We start from the raw sequence: 17,609 nt of genomic DNA on the forward strand, positions 1-17,609 counted from the left end.
TATAAAGGTTTTTTGTTATGCCCTTTCATATTGGAAGCGGATGTCTTCCCGCCATCATCAGTAACCGCCGCATTTATCGTATTGCCTGGTCTGATACCCCCCCTGAAATGAGTTCCTGGGAAAAAATGAAGGAATTTTTTTGCTCAACGCACCAGGCTGAAGCGCTGGAGTGCATCTGGACGATTTGTCACCCGCCGGCCGGAACGACGCGGGAGGATGTGGTCAGCAGATTTGAACTGCTCAGGACGCTCGCGTATGACGGATGGGAGGAAAACATTCATTCCGGCCTGCACGGGGAAAACTACTTCTGTATTCTGGATGAAGACAGTCAGGAGATATTATCAGTCACCCTGGATGACGTCGGGAACTATACCGTAAATTGCCAGGGGTACAGTGAAACACATCACTTAACCATGGCAACAGAACCGGGAGTGGAACGCACAGATATAACTTACAACCTAACCAGTGATATTGATGCTGCGGCCTATCTGGAGGAATTGAAACAGAATCCAATTATAAATAATAAAATAATGAATCCGGTAGGGCAGTGTGAGTCATTAATGACTCCTGTAAGCAATTTTATGAATGAAAAAGGGTTCGATAATATTCGTTATCGAGGTATATTTATCTGGGATAAACCAACAGAGGAAATACCAACAAATCATTTTGCAGTGGTTGGAAATAAAGAAGGAAAAGACTATGTGTTTGATGTTTCAGCCCATCAGTTTGAAAATAGAGGTATGAGTAATCTGAATGGCCCATTAATTCTTTCAGCAGATGAATGGGTTTGTAAATATAGAATGGCAACAAGAAGGAAACTTATTTATTATACTGATTTTAGTAATTCAAGTATAGCAGCTAATGCCTATGATGCATTACCACGAGAATTAGAATCAGAATCTATGGCAGGGAAAGTTTTTGTTACATCACCGAGATGGTTTAATACCTTTAAAAAGCAAAAATATTCCTTAATAGGTAAAATGTAAGCGCACCGTGGAGGACGTCTGTCAGAACCCTGTCAATCCGGCGATGATAGTGTCCACTTAAATTTTGATGGACACTATCACAGATGACAGAGTCCACAGCCCGGCGCAAACACGGCTGTCGGTCAGGAAAGAGAAAAGCCAGTCGCTGTACGACTGGATACAGGCGCAGTTGAAAACATTGTCGGTGCATGCGGAGATGGCGAAGGAGTTCGGTTACATGCTGAAGCAGTGTGATGCGTTGAGCGTGTCCTCTGCTGCGACGGTCGGGTGGAGATCGACAACAACATCTGTGAAAACGCCTTACGGTGCGTGGCGCTGGGCCGACGTAACTATCTGTTCTTCGGCTCAGACAGTAGCGGCGAGGCAGCGGCGATCATCTATAGCCTGCTGGGTACGTGCAAACTAAACGACGTGGAGTCCGAGGCATGGTTACGCGACGTGCTGTGGAAAATCAGCGACTGGTCATCGAACCGGGTGCACGAACTGCTGCCCTGGAACCTCGAAACCGTAAAATAATCCTTACGCTACGTCCTAAACGGGACGCTTACTGAGTTATGAGGGTGAGGTGGTTTTCTTGATGAGCATCTGAACGCCGGTTTGTGGGATAGGGCAGGTGGGACGGATTCGGGACAGTCATCCGTTTTTAACTATTGGCATGGATTGGTATCTTTTCGCATCATGGGACGTGTGAGCGCAGGTATGACGCGGTATGTTATTGACTTAGAATGTGGTTCCAGGAACTGGCGCATCCATACCCGAGCAGTTTCCGGTGTCAGTGCCAGCGGGCGACGATCGTGAATGTCTACCAGACCTTTATCGGCTGCGGAGGTAACAATCAGAAATCCCTCTGCTTCATCACCGCGCTCAAACGGCGTACTGCCAATGGCAGCCATGAATATCGGCTTCCCGTCCTTTCTGTGAATGAAATACGGCTGTTTTTTGTCGCCTTCCTTCTTCCACTCGAACCATCTATCGGCAAAACAGATAGCCCGGCCATGCTGCCATAGTGGCTTAAACATTCTGCTGGAGGCCGCTGTCGCGACACGGGCGTTAATAAGTGGAGCTTTATCCCACCATCCGGGAGCGTAACCCCAAATCACCGGGTCGAGATGTAATTGCTCGTCGCGTTCGCTCAATAGCAGGACTTTAGTCCCGGGCGCCACGTTATACCGGCCTATAGGCTGAGGGTCATAAGCAATATTACGATCGGCTTCGTCGGCCAGATATGCCAGATATTCTTCACGGGTCTGTGCTTGTGCAAAGCGTCCACACATATGAAACCGCCAGTCGTCAGGCTGAAAGTATAGGGCAGGGGGAAAATGTGGCGCGCTCCGGTAATGATTTACAGGGAATTTATACAGTAATTCGAAATGAAAATTTGTGTATTGATGAATTCCGAAACTGAGCAGTGAGCAAACTGATGAATCAATCGCAAATTGCGTCGAATCTCGACGGCTTTATTCCCCAGTTTCACCCCATAGCTTCCCCGTAGGAAATTGAGCCATAAAAAAAACAGCCCTGACAGGCTGGTTTTTAAGGGGAATTTTGGTCGGCACGAGAGGATTTGAACCTCCGCCCCCCCATGTTGGCGGTAGCCTGAATAATTATCTTGGTAAAGGTTAACTATCATAAAATGGTACACCAGTCTTTCCAGGAGGAGGAGTGTAAAGGTTTTGGCTCATAAACACCGTCATAGTAAAGACCACAAATACTGCAATCTTCATTTTTATATTTATCATTGAATGCTAAGGTAAGCTTGTCATAGACATCAATATTTGATTGCCATTCAGGTGAGGTATTCATTGAATCATAAATTAATACTTTTTTCACTTCACTATCATAGCCTACAATGCACTCTGCATGTAGACATTCCGAGCCAAGTGAAGGCCTGATCAACATCAGTGGTCCATGGTTTTGTAATTCGTAAGAAATAAAACTCTCAAAGTCATCTTCTACAGTACTATTGAAAACTTCTGCCTGTAAAGCTTCTTTAATGTTTGTAAAAAGAGAGGATTCAGGTATTTTTTGCACATTCATTTCTTTTAATAAATTCTCACATTCTATTATATCAATACCCTCTAATATATTATTAAACGCTTGATTATCAGAAGTGATGTCCTCTAATGCACTATAATTATTGCCATCTCTGGATTTGATAACATTTAATGAGCAAACCCAGCAATTATTGTAGAGGGTGTTGCCTGTGGTATCAAACTGGCTTTGAAAGTTACGATGGTGAATAATCTGACCCTGAGGAGTTGCTGTATTACTTCTGTAAACGCTGCCTAAACTATTTTGAATGTGTCTTAACATAATATACTCGCCGAATAGTAATTTTGTTAATGTAATTATATACTACAGTGTGGATATTAATACAATTCTTTTGTTGTTAATTATTATTTATGAAATTAATTAAAAGTGAATAAGTTAGAGGTGTTTGTTGGCCTTAAAATTACATTTGTTGAGGGGGCTTATATGATATGTTTTTATTGTATTGTCGCATTTTTCTTAAGCTGAATCCGGATTTTGGGGAGGTGGCTAAATGTAAATGACGTGGTTTAAGATAAATCTATTTTTAATAAGCTATCTGTTCAAATTTTCGCGATCGCTTTTGTTGGTATCACTATTCAAGCAGTTTGCCTGCATCGGCTTCACCCTCACTTCGGCATCAGGGAAAATCTGGTGCACCTGCTTCGTCAGTTCGGCCAGAATGATCTCGCTGGCCCCTTCGAGTCCTTCAACATTACGCTTGTCATAAACCAGTTCTACGAACATACGTGTTTCGCTAATAACTGTTTGTATATACAGTATTTTTGCTTTGGCGGTTTTGTCTGTCAAGGCATGAACCACTTGTTTTTAAATTTTGGGGAACATACTGCGGGCGTGTTTGTTATCGATTTTCCCTGCAGGGCTGATGGGGTCTGGCGTTGACTAAAATTATGTGTGGGGCATGGATGGGGCAAAAGTGGTCTGTGAAGTTCGTTAAAGTTCGTTAATCAAGCTTCATCTCGATCTCGCTCATCCCTTGTTTAAAGCGCTCCTGGACGATCTTTATCGATTTTAAAAACTATGAGTACATATTATAAAAATGTAGCAAATAGGCCGTTTGTGCCTGAAAAGATGAACATTCTGCGTAGCGCGATTTGCGCAACAGGAATAGACTGGAGTCGACACTCTACACAAAGATGCGAAAGGTTTTTTATGACACAACAGCCACAAGCCAAATACCGCCATGACTATCGCGCGCCGGATTACCAGATTACTGATATTGACTTGACCTTTGACCTCGATGCCGAAAAAACCGTGGTCACCGCAATAAGCCAGGCTGTTCGTCATGGCGCGCCTGATGCGCCTCTTCGCCTTGATGGGGAAGATTTAACGCTGGTATCTATCCACGTCAACGATGCGCCGTGGACAGCATATAAAGAAGAAGAGGGCGCGCTTGTCATCAGCGACCTGCCAGAGCGTTTTACGTTACGCATTGTCAACGAGATAAGTCCGGCGGCGAATACGGCGCTGGAAGGATTGTACCAGTCAGGCGATGCGCTCTGTACCCAGTGTGAAGCGGAGGGCTTCCGCCATATTACCTGGTATCTTGACCGCCCGGACGTACTGGCGCGATTTACCACCAAAATTATTGCCGATAAAAGCAAATATCCGTTCCTGCTCTCCAATGGCAACCGTGTTGCACAGGGCGAGCTGGAGAATGGCCGTCACTGGGTTCAGTGGCAAGATCCGTTCCCGAAACCGTGTTATCTGTTTGCGCTGGTGGCCGGTGATTTTGACGTGCTGCGCGATACCTTTACCACCCGCTCCGGGCGTGAAGTCGCATTAGAACTGTACGTTGACCGTGGCAATCTGGATCGTGCGCCGTGGGCAATGACCTCGCTGAAAAATTCCATGAAATGGGATGAAGCGCGTTTTGGGCTCGAATATGACCTCGACATCTATATGATTGTCGCGGTGGATTTCTTTAATATGGGCGCGATGGAGAATAAAGGTCTCAATATCTTTAACTCCAAATACGTGCTGGCGCGAACCGATACCGCGACGGATAAAGATTATCTCGATATTGAGCGCGTGATAGGCCATGAGTATTTCCACAACTGGACCGGCAACCGCGTCACCTGCCGCGACTGGTTCCAGTTGAGCCTGAAAGAGGGGCTAACCGTGTTCCGCGATCAGGAGTTTAGCTCTGATTTGGGGTCACGCGCGGTGAACCGCATCAGTAACGTGCGTACCATGCGCGGTTTACAATTCGCGGAAGACGCCAGCCCGATGGCGCATCCTATCCGCCCGGATAAAGTAATCGAAATGAATAACTTCTACACCCTCACCGTTTATGAAAAGGGCGCGGAAGTCATTCGCATGATCCACACGTTGCTGGGTGAGGAAAATTTCCAGAAGGGGATGCAGCTTTATTTTGAGCGCCATGACGGCAGCGCCGCGACGTGTGATGACTTCGTACAGGCGATGGAAGATGCTTCTAATGTCGATTTGTCCCATTTCCGCCGCTGGTACAGTCAGTCCGGCACGCCGATTGTAACGGTAAAAGATGATTATAATCCGGAAACCGAGCAGTACACGTTGACCATCAGCCAGCGCACTCCGGCGACGGCGGATCAGGCGGAGAAGCAGCCGCTGCATATTCCATTCGCCATCGAACTGTACGATAACGAAGGCAACGTCATTCCGTTGCAAAAAGGCGGTCACCCGGTCAACGCCGTGCTGAACGTCACGCAGGCGGAGCAGACATTTACCTTCGATAATGTTTACTTCCAGCCTGTTCCGGCCTTGCTGTGCGAGTTTTCAGCGCCGGTGAAGCTGGAATATAAATGGAGCGATCAGCAGTTGACGTTCCTGATGCGCCATGCGCGCAATGATTTCTCCCGTTGGGATGCGGCGCAAAGCCTGCTGGCCACATACATTAAACTGAATGTGGCGCGTCATCAGCAGGGGCAACCGCTATCGCTTCCGGTGCATGTCGCTGATGCGTTCCGCGCAGTACTGTTGGATGAGAAAATCGATCCGGCGTTGGCCGCAGAAATTTTAACGCTGCCTTCGGCCAATGAAATTGCGGAGCTGTTTGAGGTCATTGACCCGATCGCCATTGCGCAAGTTCGTGAAGCGCTAACGCGTACGCTGGCGGCAGAACTGGCGGATGAGTTCCTGGCTATCTATAACGCCAATCATCTGGATGAGTATCGTGTTGATCACGGCGATATCGGTAAGCGCACGCTGCGCAATGCTTGCCTGCGCTTCCTGGCGTTTGGCGAGACGGAGCTGGCTAATACGCTGGTCAGCAAACAGTATCGCGACGCCAATAATATGACCGATGCGCTGGCGGCCCTGTCTGCTGCTGTGGCGGCGCAGTTGCCGTGCCGCGATACGCTGATGCAGGAGTATGACGATAAGTGGCATCAGGACGGCCTGGTGATGGATAAATGGTTTATCCTGCAATCCACAAGCCCGGCGGAAAATGTACTGGAAACCGTACGCGGCCTGCTCAAACACCGTTCTTTCAGTATGAGCAACCCGAACCGCATCCGTTCATTAATTGGCGCGTTTGCTGGCAGCAACCCGGCGGCGTTCCATGCGCAAGACGGTAGCGGATACCAGTTCCTGGTCGAGATGCTGACCGATCTGAATAGCCGTAACCCGCAGGTAGCATCTCGCCTCATTGAACCGCTGATTCGTCTGAAACGTTATGATGATAAGCGTCAGGAGAAAATGCGTGCGGCGCTGGAGCAGTTAAAAGGACTGGAGAATCTTTCCGGCGATCTGTACGAGAAGATAACTAAAGCGTTAGCCTGACAGTATCCGTTATAAAGAGGTAAGACATGCCCGGTAAGCGTTAGCGCTGCCGGGCATTTTTTTGCCGGACGATGACGCTTCCTGGCGAAACGTGAAGTGAGAATGAAGGAAAACGATTGCTATTTATTGCCGTAGGTCAATTCCCTTTTGCCTTGTTATCGCCCATAATACGCCCCCGGTTTGCACACCGGGAATCCAGGAGAGTTCATGTACTATCCCTTCGTTCGTAAAGCCCTTTTCCAGCTCGATCCAGAGCGCGCTCATGAATTTACATTTCAACAATTACGCCGCATTACAGGTACGCCGCTGGAAGCGCTGGTGCGCCAGAAAGTACCGACAAAGCCGGTTACCTGCATGGGACTTACCTTTAAAAATCCACTGGGGCTGGCTGCCGGTCTGGATAAAGACGGGGAGTGCATCGACGCGTTAGGCGCGATGGGGTTTGGCTCCCTGGAAATCGGCACCGTGACGCCGCGCCCACAGCCGGGTAACGATAAGCCGCGTCTTTTTCGTCTGGTGGATGCTGAAGGTCTGATCAATCGGATGGGCTTTAATAATCTGGGCGTCGATAACCTGGTCGAGAATGTTAAAAAAGCCCATTTTGATGGTATTCTGGGAATTAACATCGGTAAAAATAAAGATACGCCTGTCGAAAATGGCAAAGATGACTACCTGATTTGTATGGAAAAAGTCTATGCTTATGCGGGTTATATCGCCATTAATATTTCTTCGCCGAATACGCCAGGGCTACGTACGCTCCAGTATGGCGATGCGCTGGACGATCTGTTAACTGCCATTAAAAATAAGCAAAACGATCTTCAGGCGATCCACCATAAATATGTGCCGGTGGCAGTAAAGATCGCGCCGGATCTTTGTGAAGAAGAATTGATCCAGGTTGCCGATAGCCTGCTTCGTCATAATATTGATGGGGTGATTGCGACAAATACCACCCTCGATCGTTCTCTGGTACAAGGAATGAAAAATTGCCAGCAAACGGGGGGATTAAGTGGCCGGCCATTACAATTAAAAAGCACAGAAATTATTCGCCGTTTATCCCAGGAGTTAAAGGGACAATTGCCTATTATCGGCGTCGGCGGCATTGACTCAGTTATCGCCGCGCGCGAGAAGATAGCGGCAGGAGCTACGCTGGTACAAATTTATTCCGGCTTTATTTTTAAAGGCCCGCCATTGATTAAAGAAATCGTAACGCACATCTAAACTTTACCCTTTATCAGACAACCAGGGCTTTATTTCCGGCGCTGGTTGTTTTATATTTCTCCACTGTTGCTTATTTAGACATTTTAGGCTTTTATTATTGGGGTAATAAACGAAGCGGCAAAAGGACAATGCTGTTACGAGTTGCTTAAAAGCGGGAGAGAGGTAATGCGAATTAAACCTGACGATAACTGGCGCTGGTATTATGATGAAGAGCACGATCGTATGATGCTCGATCTCGCCAATGGTATGCTTTTTCGCTCGCGCTTCTCTCGTAAAATGCTTACGCCGGACGCGTTTTGCCCGACCGGTTTTTGTGTGGATGATGCCGCGCTCTATTTTTCCTTTGAAGAAAAATGCCGGGATTTCGAATTAACCAAAGAGCAACGCGCGGAGCTGGTATTGAATGCGCTGGTGGCGATTCGCTATCTCAAACCGCAGATGCCGAAAAGCTGGCATTTTGTAGCGCATGGCGAAATGTGGACCCCGGGAACGGGCGATGCCGCAAGCGTCTGGTTAAGCGATACGGCGGAACAGGTTAATTTGCTGGTCGTTGAGCCGGGAGAAAATGCCGCGTTGTGTCTGCTGGCACAGCCGGGCGTGGTGATAGCAGGCCGAACCATGCAGCTTGGCGATGCGATTAAAATTATGAACGACAGGCTGAAACCGCAGGTTCACTGTCACAGTTTCAGCCTTGAACAAGCGGTTTAATTTTCCAGTCGTAACGCGGTCTTAGGCACGCAGCTACAGCTCAGAATCGTACCATCGTCACCCATAGCCGATTTTTTCAGCGGACTTACTTCGCCTTCCAGCAAACGTATCCGGCAGCAACCACAGATACCAGCCCGGCAAGAATACGGAATACGAATCCCCTGATTCTCCAACTGTTCCAGTAGTACCTGTTGATTATTCCCGCAGAAGGTTTGCCCCTGCCAGTCGATGGTTACACTCGCGTCCGGGTGTTTCTCTGGCGTAACGCTGTTGTCGACCGTTGTGGCGCCATAAGCTTTTGCCGGGGCTGTCGCCAGAATCTCCACCTCATCGCCGACGCGAATGACGCCGCTATTGCGGGCAATCAGATTCTGACCGAAATCCACATCGCCATTGTCCAGGGCGGTACGAAAAGCTTGCAGTGTCGCCAGCGGTTCTCCGGAAGGATGTTTTTGCCCCTTTTCAGGGCTGACGGTCGTAAAAATACAGCGGCTACAGGGCTTCACGACGTCAAAAATCACATCGCCAATGCGAAGCACTTTCCAGCTATCTTCCTCCCAGGCCGCTACGCCGGAAACCACTAAGTTTGGGCGAAATTGTTCCATTTGTACGCCTGCCGGACAACGCTGTTGCAGATCGCGCAGCGAGGCTTCGTTGGTCAATAAATACGGGTAGCCATCGGCAAATCCCAGCGGCACCGCGTTATGTCGTTTGACCCGGCGTGTCAACTGCGGCCCAACCCAGCGCAACTGGACATCGCGGGAGAAAAAGCCGCTCAACCATTGATTAATCGCCGTCGGGGCGACGCGAGCGGTAAAATGGTTTCCCCAGACCTCGGTCGGCGCATCCTGCGGGGTGAAATCCGTAAAGCGAACCAGCGCGCTACTGCCGTCTGGCGCGGTCAAATGAAGGCCGTCGTGTAAGGGAGAGGGGGTAAAACGTACCATTTGTGGAAACTGGCGGGCGGTAATAAATGTGCCGTCAGGCTCGGTCACCATGAAGATGCGATCAAAAGCCAGGCCGCTGATATCTGCCAGCGCATGAGTCAGGCCAATGCCGCGCATGGATTTGACCGGATGAATAAAGAGCCGTGATAACGTCGCCACCGTACAGTCCCTCAAATGAAAATAAGCCTTCAACTTTATGACATGGGCGTGAGATTAGCTATAATGCGCAACAATTTTCTTAGCGTAAAAGTGACAATATGAATTCTCTGTTTGCCAGTACGGCCCGCGGGCTGGAAGAGCTGTTAAAAACTGAACTGGAAAAACTGGGCGCCGTAGGGTGTCAGGTTGTTCAGGGTGGGGTCCATTTTCAGGGCGACACGCGGCTTATTTACCAGAGCCTGATGTGGAGCCGCCTGGCCTCGCGTATTATCCTGCCGATGGGTGAGTGCAAGGTCTACAGCGATCTCGATCTTTACCTCGGCGTTCAGGCGATAAACTGGACAGAGATTTTTAATCCTGGCGCGACGTTTGCGGTGCATTTCAGCGGCCTGAACGACACCATCCGTAATAGTCAGTATGGCGCGATGAAAGTTAAAGACGCGATTGTCGATGCGTTTACGCGGAAAAATCTTCCGCGTCCAAATGTGGACCGCGAATCGCCGGACCTCCGTATTAACGTCTGGCTGAATAAAGAAACTGCCAGCATTGCGCTGGATCTCAGTGGTGATGGCCTGCACCTGCGCGGTTATCGCGATCGCACCGGGCTGGCGCCAATTAAAGAGACGCTGGCGGCAGCGATTGTTATGCGTTCCGGCTGGCAACCAGGTACGCCGCTGCTCGACCCTATGTGTGGTTCGGGGACACTGTTGATTGAGGCCGCGATGTGGGCGACCGATCGCGCGCCGGGCCTGCACCGTGGTCACTGGGGATTTAGCGGCTGGGCACAGCATGACGAAACTATCTGGCAGGAAGTGAAAGCCGAAGCGCAGACCCGGGCGCGTAAGGGGCTGGCGGAGTATTCCTCTCATTTCTACGGTTCCGACAGCGATGCGCGCGTCATTGAGCGGGCGCGCAGCAACGCCCGTCGCGCCGGTATCGGCGAGCTTATCACCTTTGAAGTGAAAGATGTGGCGCAACTGAGTAATCCATTGCCGAAAGGCCCGTATGGTACGGTGATCAGTAACCCGCCTTACGGCGAACGTCTGGACAGCGAACCGGCGCTGATTGCGTTGCACAGCCTGCTGGGCCGTACCATGAAAAATCAGTTTGGCGGCTGGAACCTGTCGCTGTTCAGCGCTTCGCCCGATCTGCTGGGCAGCCTGCAATTACGTGCCGACAAACAGTTTAAAGCCAAGAATGGCCCGCTGGACTGCGTGCAGAAAAACTATCATATTGCGGAAACCACGGCGGACAGTAAACCGGCGACGGTGGCGGAAGATTACGCTAATCGCCTGCGTAAAAATCTTAAAAAGCTGGAGAAATGGGCGCGCCAGGAAGGGATTGAATGCTATCGCTTGTATGATGCCGACCTGCCGGAATATAACGTGGCGGTAGACCGTTACGGCGACTGGGCGGTGATTCAGGAATATGCGCCGCCGAAAACGGTGGATGCGCAAAAAGCGCGGCAACGTCTGTTCGATATTATTGCGGCAACCTTGTCAGTGCTCGGTATTCCGCCGAATAAACTGGTGTTAAAAACCCGTGAACGGCAAAAAGGAAAAAACCAGTATCAGAAAATGAGCGAGAAGGGCGAGTTCCTTGAGGTCAGCGAATATAATGCGCGCTTATGGGTAAATCTGACGGATTATCTCGACACCGGTCTGTTCCTCGATCACCGTATTGCCCGCAGAATGCTGGGAGAAATGAGCAAAGGCAAAGATTTCCTGAATCTCTTTTCTTATACCGGCAGCGCCAGCGTACATGCGGGTCTGGGCGGCGCGCGCAGCACCACAACGGTGGATATGTCCCGCACCTATCTGGAGTGGGCCGAACGTAATTTGCGTCTGAACGGACTGAGCGGCCGCGCGCATCGCCTGATTCAGGCCGACTGCCTGGGCTGGCTGCGCGAGGCGAATGAACAGTTCGATTTGATCTTTATCGATCCGCCGACGTTCTCTAACTCAAAACGTATGGAAGAGTCGTTTGATGTTCAGCGCGATCATGTCGCGTTAATGAAAGATTTAAAACGCCTGCTGCGTAAAGGCGGCACCATCATGTTCTCAAATAATAAGCGCGGATTCCGTATGGATCTGGAAGGGCTGGCGGAACTGGGGCTTACCGCACAAGAAATTACGCAAAAAACGCTCTCCCCGGATTTTGCCCGTAACCGTCAGATTCATAACTGCTGGCTGATCCGCGCCGCCTGAAAGGAAAAGTAAATGTCATTAATCAGTATGCATGGCGCATGGCTGTCGTTCAGCGACGCGCCGCTTCTCGATAACGCAGAGTTGCATATCGAAGATAACGAACGCGTCTGTCTGGTGGGGCGTAACGGCGCCGGGAAATCCACCTTGATGAAGATCCTCAACCGCGAACAGGGTCTGGACGATGGGCGTATTATTTATGAGCAGGATCTGATCGTCGCGCGTCTGCAACAGGACCCGCCCCGTAATATTGCGGGCAGCGTCTATGACTTTGTCGCCGAAGGTATCGAAGAACAAGCGGAATACCTCAAGCGCTATCATGAGATTTCCCGTCTGGTGATGACCGATCCCAGCGAGAAAAACCTCAATGAAATGGCGCGCGTACAGGAACAGCTCGATCATCATAATCTGTGGCAGCTGGAAAACCGTATTAATGAAGTGCTGGCGCAGCTTGGACTCGATCCTAACGCCGCGCTGTCGTCGCTCTCCGGCGGCTGGTTGCGTAAAGCCGCGCTGGGTCGGGCGCTGGTCAGCAATCCGCGCGTATTGTTACTGGATGAACCGACTAACCATCTGGATATCGAAACTATCGACTGGCTGGAAGGGTTTCTGAAAACCTTTAACGGAACGATTATTTTTATCTCTCACGATCGTTCGTTTATTCGCAATATGGCAACCCGCATTGTCGATCTCGATCGTGGCAAACTGGTCACCTATCCGGGAAATTACGATCAATACCTGCTGGAGAAAGAAGAAGCGCTGCGCGTAGAAGAATTACAAAACGCGGAATTTGATCGCAAACTGGCGCAGGAAGAAGTCTGGATTCGCCAGGGTATCAAGGCGCGCCGCACCCGTAATGAAGGGCGCGTGCGGGCGTTAAAAGCGATGCGTCGTGAACGCAGCGAGCGCCGGGAAGTGATGGGCACGGCGAAGATGCAGGTCGAAGAGGCGACGCGCTCCGGTAAAATCGTTTTTGAGATGGAAAACGTCGATTACCAGGTAGAAGGAAAACAACTGGTAAAAGATTTCTCCGCTCAGGTACAGCGCGGCGACAAGATTGCGTTAATTGGCCCGAACGGCTGCGGTAAAACCACGCTACTGAAACTGATGCTGGGACAGCTTCAGGCTGACAGCGGGCGCATCCACGTAGGAACGAAGCTGGAAGTCGCCTACTTCGATCAGCATCGCGCCGAACTGGATCCGGAAAAAACCGTGATGGATAACCTTGCGGAAGGCAAGCAAGAGGTGATGGTAAACGGTAAGCCGCGCCATGTACTGGGCTATTTGCAGGACTTCCTGTTTCACCCCAAACGGGCGATGACACCCGTCCGTGCGCTTTCCGGCGGCGAACGTAACCGTCTGCTGCTGGCACGACTGTTCCTCAAGCCGAGCAATCTTTTAATTCTCGATGAACCAACGAACGATCTTGACGTCGAAACGCTGGAACTATTAGAAGAATTAATTGATGGCTATCAGGGCACGGTACTACTGGTCAGCCACGATCGGCAATTTGTCGATAATACCGTGACGGAATGCTGGATTTTCGAGGGCGGCGGCAAAATCGGACGTTATATCGGCGGCTACCATGATGCGCGTGCGCAGCAAGAGCAGCATCTGGCGACGAAACAGCCGATGGCGAAAAAAAATGAGGAAGTTATTGCCCCTAAAGCAGAAATTGTAAAACGTGGCAGTAGCAAACTAAGCTATAAACTGCAGCGCGAGCTGGAGCAGTTACCCGGTCAGCTTGAAGACCTGGAAGCGAAGCTGGAAGCGCTACAGGCGCAGGTTGCGGATGCGGCCTTTTTTAGCCAACCCCATGAGCAAACGCAAAAAGTTCTGGCCGATTTAAGTCAGGCGGAGCAAGAACTTGAGCAAGCCTTCGAACGTTGGGAGTATCTTGAAGGCCTGAAAAACGGGGCATAACGAAAGGAGCGCCTATGTGTGAACATCACCATGCTGCGAAGCACATATTGTGCCCGCAATGTGACATGCTGGTGGCTTTACCCCGCCTCTCGCATGGGCAAAAAGCAGCATGTCCACGATGCGGCGCAACGTTAACGACCGAGTGGGACGCGCCCCGGCAGCGTCCTACCGCCTATGCGTTAGCGGCACTATTTATGTTGCTGCTTTCTAACCTTTTTCCCTTCGTGAATATGAATGTCGCGGGCGTCACCAGCGAAGTCACGCTTCTGGAAATCCCCGGCGTCATGTTTTCTGAAGATTACGCCAGCCTCGGCACGTTCTTTTTATTATTTGTCCAACTGGTGCCGGCATTTTGCCTGGTGACCATTCTATTACTTGTCAACCGCGCCAGTCTGCCGTTGTCGGTAAAAAAAACGCTGGCAAGGATCTTTTTCCTCCTCAAATCGTGGGGAATGGCAGAAATATTTCTCGCCGGGGTGTTGGTCAGTTTTGTTAAGCTGATGGCTTACGGCGATATCGGCATCGGCAGCAGCTTTATTCCCTGGTGCTTATTTTGTCTCGTTCAACTGCGGGCGTTCCAGTGTGTCGATCGCCGCTGGTTGTGGGATGATATCGCCCCGCAGCCTGCACTGGCGCAGCCGTTAACGCCGGGGATTACCGGTATCCGGCAGTCTTTGCGTTCTTGCGCCTGCTGTACGGCGATCCTGCCTGCGGAGAGTCTCGTCTGTCCGCGTTGCCATACGAAAGGCTATGTCCGGCGTAAAAACAGTTTGCAGTGGACGCTGGCGTTATTATTTACCTCGATCATGCTTTATCTGCCCGCCAATATTTTGCCGATTATGATTACCGACTTACTGGGCTCGAAAATGCCGTCGACCATTCTGGCTGGCGTGATTTTGCTGTGGAGCGAGGGGTCTTATCCGGTGGCGGCGGTTATCTTTCTCGCCAGTATTATGGTGCCGACGCTAAAAATGATCGCCATTGCCTGGCTTTGTTGGGATGCGAAAGGCCACGGTAAGCGCGACAGTGAACGGATGCATTTTATTTATGAAGTAGTGGAGTTTGTGGGGCGCTGGTCAATGATTGATGTCTTTGTCATTGCCGTACTCTCTGCGCTGGTGCGTATGGGAGGGTTAATGAATATTTATCCTGCGATGGGTGCGTTGATGTTTGCTTTAGTCGTCATAATGACAATGTTTTCTGCGATGACCTTTGATCCGCGTCTGTCGTGGGATCGTGAGTACGAACCAGGCCATGAGGAGTCCTGATAGCATGGAACCTAAAAAAGGGGAAGCCAAAGTACAAAAGGTGAAAAATTGGTCGCCTGTCTGGATATTCCCGATTGTTACTGCGCTTATCGGAGCCTGGATTCTGTTTTATCACTACAGCCACCAGGGACCGGAAGTTACCTTAATCACCACCAATGCGGAAGGCATTGAAGGCGGAAAAACGACGATCAAAAGTCGCAGCGTGGATGTCGGCGTGGTTGAAAGCGCGACGCTGACTGACGATCTGACCCACGTACAAATCAAAGCGCGGCTCCATTCCGGTATGGAAAAGTTGCTGCATAAAGACTCGGTATTTTGGGTGGTAAAACCGCAGGTGGGGCGTGAAGGCATCAGCGGGCTTGGGACGCTGCTATCAGGCGCGTATATTGAACTACAACCAGGAAGTAAGGGCAGTCAGCCGGAAAGCTATCAGCTTCTTGACTCACCGCCGTTGGCGCCGCCCGATGCCAAAGGTATTCGTGTGATTCTGGACAGCAAAAAGGCCGGTCAGCTCAGTCCTGGCGATCCCGTTCTGTTCCGGGGTTATCGGGTAGGATCCGTTGAAACCAGCTCTTTCGATCCGCAAAAACGGACAATGAGTTATCAGTTGTTCATTAAGGCGCCAAACGATCGATTGGTCACCAGTAATGTCCGATTCTGGAAAGATAGCGGTATCGCTGTGGATCTGACATCGGCGGGAATGCGCGTGGAAATGGGATCGTTGACGACGTTGTTTGGCGGCGGCGTGAGTTTTGATGTGCCGGAAGGACTTGAGCAGGGGCAACCCGTCGCCGAAAAAACGGCGTTTAATCTCTACGACGATCAAAAAAGTATTCAGGATTCGCTGTACACCGATCATATCGATTACCTGATGTTCTTTAAAGATTCGGTGCGCGGATTACAACCCGGCGCGCCGCTGGAGTTCCGCGGTATTCGTCTGGGGACGGTAAGCAAAGTGCCTTTCTTTGCGTCTAAAATGCGCCAGGTATTTAACGACGATTACCGTATTCCTGTGCTGGTGCGCATTGAACCGGAGCGTCTGAAAGCGCAATTGGGAGAAAATGCGGATGTTGGCGCGCATTTGACGGAACTGCTTAAGCGCGGTTTACGCGCTTCGCTTAAAACCGGTAACCTGGTGACCGGGGCGCTGTATGTCGATCTGGACTTTTATCCTAAGGAGCCGCCGATTACCGGGCTACGCGAATTTGATGGTTATGAAATTATTCCCACCGTCAGCAGCGGTCTGGCGCAAATTCAACAGCGACTGGTGGAAACGTTGGATAAGATCAACAACCTGCCGTTGAATCCGATGATTGAACAAGCGACCAATACGCTGTCTGAAAGCCAGCGTACTATGCGTCGGCTGCAAACCACGCTGGATAATATGAACAAGATTACCTCCAGTCAGTCGATGCAGCAGCTTCCGGCGGATATGCAAACGACGTTACGCGAACTTAACCGCAGTATGCAAGGCTTCCAGCCTGGATCGGCGGCGTATAACAAAATGGTGGCGGATATGCAGCGTCTCGATCAGGTGCTTCGTGAGTTACAACCGGTGTTGAAAACTCTGAACGAGAAGAGCAACGCGCTGGTATTTGAAGCGAAGGATAAAAAAGATCCTGAGCCTAAGAGGGCGAAACAATGAAAAAATGGCTAGTCGTGATAATGGCGTTCTGGCTGGCGTCATGTAGCTCCGGCGGAGAGAATAAAAGCTATTATCAGCTCCCGATAGCGCAAAGCGGTGTGCAAAGCACCGCAAGCCAGGGCAACCGTCTCTTATGGGTAGAGCAGGTTTCCGTACCTGACTATCTGGCAGGTAACGGCGTGGTGTATCAAACCAGTGATGTTCAGTATGTGATTGCCAATAACAATCTGTGGGCCAGCCCGCTGGACCAGCAATTACGTAACACGCTGGTGGCGAATCTTAGCGCCCGGCTTCCTGGCTGGGTCGTCGCTTCCCAGCCGTTGGGAACCACCCAGGATACGTTAAACGTTACCGTAACCGGATTCCATGGACGCTACGATGGTAAGGTTATCGTCAGCGGGGAGTGGTTATTAAACCACAATGGACAGCTGATTAAGCGGCCTTTCCATATCGAAGCCAGTCAGCAGAAAGATGGCTATGATGAGATGGTCAAAGTACTGGCAAGCGCATGGAGTCAGGAAGCAGCCGCTATCGCAGATGAGATAAAGCGCCTTCCCTGAGATAAAAGTAATGTAAATTTAACCGCTTCAGGTCGTGCGCCTGAGGCGGTTTTTTTATTTTTGACGCCGGAAAAATAGTTGTTATGGCTCACATTTTTTGTACAAATGATTTACCGTATAGCTCACAAATATGACATTGGTGTGAATTTTGCGCATTGACGGGCGATCCATTTAGAG

At 50.3% G+C, this 17,609-nt stretch carries 14 protein-coding genes, 1 pseudogene and 15 other annotated features; of the genes and pseudogenes, 10 read left to right on the forward strand and 5 right to left on the reverse strand.

The genetic code is table 11. The annotated features are described in order from the left end of the window. The first annotated feature begins 12 nt into the window (after positions 1-12). Positions 13-18, forward strand: a ribosome-binding site (putative RBS for sseI; RegulonDB:STMS1H001331). Both sseI and STM1052 read left to right on the forward strand, forming a co-directional pair. Further along, positions 13-986 (forward strand): Gifsy-2 prophage putative type III secreted protein gene (sseI, locus tag STM1051; protein ID NP_460026.1). Within the gene, positions 18-986 belong to an annotated coding region; the region does not span the whole gene. Its footprint overlaps the feature before it by 6 nt. 67 nt (positions 987-1,053) lie before the next feature. Continuing rightward, positions 1,054-1,502: pseudogene (locus STM1052) on the forward strand (pseudogene; in-frame stop following codon 112). Positions 1,503-1,633: 131 nt separating this feature from the next. Here the strand turns inward: STM1052 and STM1053 are convergent. From STM1053 to STM1056, 4 genes are all read right to left on the reverse strand, one after another. Then, positions 1,634-2,273, reverse strand: a protein-coding gene (locus STM1053) for a Gifsy-2 prophage protein (protein NP_460027.1). Within the gene, positions 1,634-2,260 belong to an annotated coding region; the region does not span the whole gene. Then, positions 2,268-2,273 (reverse strand) — a ribosome-binding site (putative RBS for STM1053; RegulonDB:STMS1H001332). It overlaps the preceding gene by 6 nt. 55 nt (positions 2,274-2,328) lie before the next feature. Then, positions 2,329-2,634 (reverse strand): Gifsy-2 prophage protein gene (locus tag STM1054; RefSeq protein ID NP_460028.1). Within the gene, positions 2,329-2,628 belong to an annotated coding region; the region does not span the whole gene. Then, positions 2,613-3,302, reverse strand: a protein-coding gene (locus STM1055; RefSeq protein NP_460029.1) for a Gifsy-2 prophage protein. Within the gene, positions 2,613-3,299 belong to an annotated coding region; the region does not span the whole gene. The genes STM1054 and STM1055 overlap by 22 nt, the downstream gene beginning before the upstream one ends. After that, positions 2,629-2,634 (reverse strand) — a ribosome-binding site (putative RBS for STM1054; RegulonDB:STMS1H001333). It overlaps the preceding gene by 6 nt. Continuing rightward, positions 3,297-3,302 (reverse strand) — a ribosome-binding site (putative RBS for STM1055; RegulonDB:STMS1H001334). It lies within the gene STM1055. A gap of 267 nt (positions 3,303-3,569) precedes the next feature. Further along, positions 3,570-3,761, reverse strand: a complete 192-nt coding sequence (locus tag STM1056) for a Gifsy-2 prophage protein (protein ID NP_460030.1) — start codon at positions 3,759-3,761, stop codon at positions 3,570-3,572. A 416-nt stretch (positions 3,762-4,177) separates the two neighbouring features. Further along, positions 4,178-4,183 (forward strand) — a ribosome-binding site (putative RBS for pepN; RegulonDB:STMS1H001335). On the opposite strand from STM1056, the gene pepN reads away from it, so the two are divergent. The 3 genes from pepN (at position 4,178) to ycbW (ending at position 8,726) form a co-directional block, all read left to right on the forward strand. After that, positions 4,178-6,800, forward strand: a protein-coding gene (gene pepN, locus STM1057; protein ID NP_460031.1) for an aminopeptidase N. Within the gene, positions 4,188-6,800 belong to an annotated coding region; the region does not span the whole gene. Its footprint overlaps the feature before it by 6 nt. A 108-nt stretch (positions 6,801-6,908) precedes the next feature. Beyond that, positions 6,909-6,925, forward strand: a protein binding site (putative binding site for PurR, RegulonDB: STMS1H000350). A gap of 8 nt (positions 6,926-6,933) precedes the next feature. Beyond that, positions 6,934-6,942, forward strand: a -35 signal (putative -35_signal for pyrD; RegulonDB:STMLTH004465). Continuing rightward, positions 6,934-8,018, forward strand: a protein-coding gene (pyrD, locus tag STM1058; protein ID NP_460032.1) for a dihydro-orotate oxidase. Within the gene, positions 7,008-8,018 belong to an annotated coding region; the region does not span the whole gene. (Overlaps the previous feature by 9 nt.) Then, positions 6,962-6,970 (forward strand) — a -10 signal (putative -10_signal for pyrD; RegulonDB:STMLTH004465). (Overlaps the previous gene by 9 nt.) Further along, positions 6,997-7,002 (forward strand) — a ribosome-binding site (putative RBS for pyrD; RegulonDB:STMS1H001336). 159 nt (positions 8,019-8,177) lie before the next feature. Then, positions 8,178-8,183: a ribosome-binding site (putative RBS for ycbW; RegulonDB:STMS1H001337), on the forward strand. After that, positions 8,178-8,726, forward strand: a protein-coding gene (ycbW, locus tag STM1059; protein ID NP_460033.1) for a putative cytoplasmic protein. Within the gene, positions 8,184-8,726 belong to an annotated coding region; the region does not span the whole gene. (Overlaps the previous feature by 6 nt.) Here the strand turns inward: ycbW and STM1060 are convergent. After that, positions 8,723-9,845, reverse strand: a protein-coding gene (locus STM1060) for a putative iron-sulfur protein (protein ID NP_460034.1). Within the gene, positions 8,723-9,832 belong to an annotated coding region; the region does not span the whole gene. The two genes, ycbW and STM1060, sit on opposite strands and share 4 nt — an antisense overlap. Continuing rightward, positions 9,840-9,845: a ribosome-binding site (putative RBS for STM1060; RegulonDB:STMS1H001338), on the reverse strand. Its footprint overlaps the gene before it by 6 nt. Before the next feature lie 85 nt (positions 9,846-9,930). Between STM1060 and ycbY the strand changes: the two genes are divergently transcribed. The 5 genes from ycbY to ymbA all read left to right on the forward strand — a co-directional run bounded on the left by ycbY (position 9,931) and on the right by ymbA (position 17,432). Next, a complete protein-coding gene (gene ycbY, locus STM1061) occupies positions 9,931-12,039 on the forward strand; it encodes a putative N6-adenine-specific DNA methylase (RefSeq protein NP_460035.1) in 2,109 nt (702 codons plus the stop codon). After that, positions 12,040-12,045: a ribosome-binding site (putative RBS for uup; RegulonDB:STMS1H001339), on the forward strand. Then, positions 12,040-13,959 (forward strand): putative ATPase component of ABC transporter gene (uup, locus tag STM1062; RefSeq protein ID NP_460036.1). Within the gene, positions 12,052-13,959 belong to an annotated coding region; the region does not span the whole gene. (Overlaps the previous feature by 6 nt.) A gap of 3 nt (positions 13,960-13,962) precedes the next feature. Next, positions 13,963-13,968, forward strand: a ribosome-binding site (putative RBS for pqiA; RegulonDB:STMS1H001340). After that, positions 13,963-15,227, forward strand: a protein-coding gene (pqiA, locus tag STM1063; protein NP_460037.1) for a paraquat-inducible protein A. Within the gene, positions 13,974-15,227 belong to an annotated coding region; the region does not span the whole gene. It overlaps the preceding feature by 6 nt. After that, positions 15,216-15,221 (forward strand) — a ribosome-binding site (putative RBS for pqiB; RegulonDB:STMS1H001341). Its footprint overlaps the gene before it by 6 nt. Then, positions 15,216-16,872 (forward strand): paraquat-inducible protein B gene (pqiB, locus tag STM1064; RefSeq protein NP_460038.1). Within the gene, positions 15,232-16,872 belong to an annotated coding region; the region does not span the whole gene. The genes pqiA and pqiB overlap by 12 nt, the downstream gene beginning before the upstream one ends. Then, positions 16,857-16,862: a ribosome-binding site (putative RBS for ymbA; RegulonDB:STMS1H001342), on the forward strand. It overlaps the preceding gene by 6 nt. Continuing rightward, positions 16,857-17,432, forward strand: a protein-coding gene (ymbA, locus tag STM1065) for a putative outer membrane protein (RefSeq protein NP_460039.1). Within the gene, positions 16,869-17,432 belong to an annotated coding region; the region does not span the whole gene. Before pqiB ends, ymbA begins: the two co-directional genes overlap by 16 nt. The last annotated feature ends 177 nt before the right edge of the window (positions 17,433-17,609 follow it).

Source organism: Salmonella enterica subsp. enterica serovar Typhimurium str. LT2, assembly GCF_000006945.2.
In the GTDB taxonomy this organism is placed as follows: domain Bacteria; phylum Pseudomonadota; class Gammaproteobacteria; order Enterobacterales; family Enterobacteriaceae; genus Salmonella; species Salmonella enterica.

Bases quoted from the DNA above. Each gene is read 5' to 3' on its own strand.
- sseI (NP_460026.1), top strand. From the start codon at position 18: ATGCCCTTTCATATTGGAAGCGGATGTCTTCCCGCCATCATCAGTAAC.
- pepN (NP_460031.1), top strand. From the start codon at position 4,188: ATGACACAACAGCCACAAGCCAAATACCGCCATGACTATCGCGCGCCG.
- pqiA (NP_460037.1), top strand. From the start codon at position 13,974: ATGTGTGAACATCACCATGCTGCGAAGCACATATTGTGCCCGCAATGT.
- ymbA (NP_460039.1), top strand. From the start codon at position 16,869: ATGAAAAAATGGCTAGTCGTGATAATGGCGTTCTGGCTGGCGTCATGT.
- STM1055 (NP_460029.1), bottom strand. From the start codon at position 3,299: ATGTTAAGACACATTCAAAATAGTTTAGGCAGCGTTTACAGAAGTAAT.
- STM1053 (NP_460027.1), bottom strand. From the start codon at position 2,260: ATGTGTGGACGCTTTGCACAAGCACAGACCCGTGAAGAATATCTGGCA.
- ycbY (NP_460035.1), top strand. From the start codon at position 9,931: ATGAATTCTCTGTTTGCCAGTACGGCCCGCGGGCTGGAAGAGCTGTTA.
- uup (NP_460036.1), top strand. From the start codon at position 12,052: ATGTCATTAATCAGTATGCATGGCGCATGGCTGTCGTTCAGCGACGCG.
- pqiB (NP_460038.1), top strand. From the start codon at position 15,232: ATGGAACCTAAAAAAGGGGAAGCCAAAGTACAAAAGGTGAAAAATTGG.
- ycbW (NP_460033.1), top strand. From the start codon at position 8,184: ATGCGAATTAAACCTGACGATAACTGGCGCTGGTATTATGATGAAGAG.
- pyrD (NP_460032.1), top strand. From the start codon at position 7,008: ATGTACTATCCCTTCGTTCGTAAAGCCCTTTTCCAGCTCGATCCAGAG.
- STM1056 (NP_460030.1), bottom strand. From the start codon at position 3,761: ATGTTCGTAGAACTGGTTTATGACAAGCGTAATGTTGAAGGACTCGAA.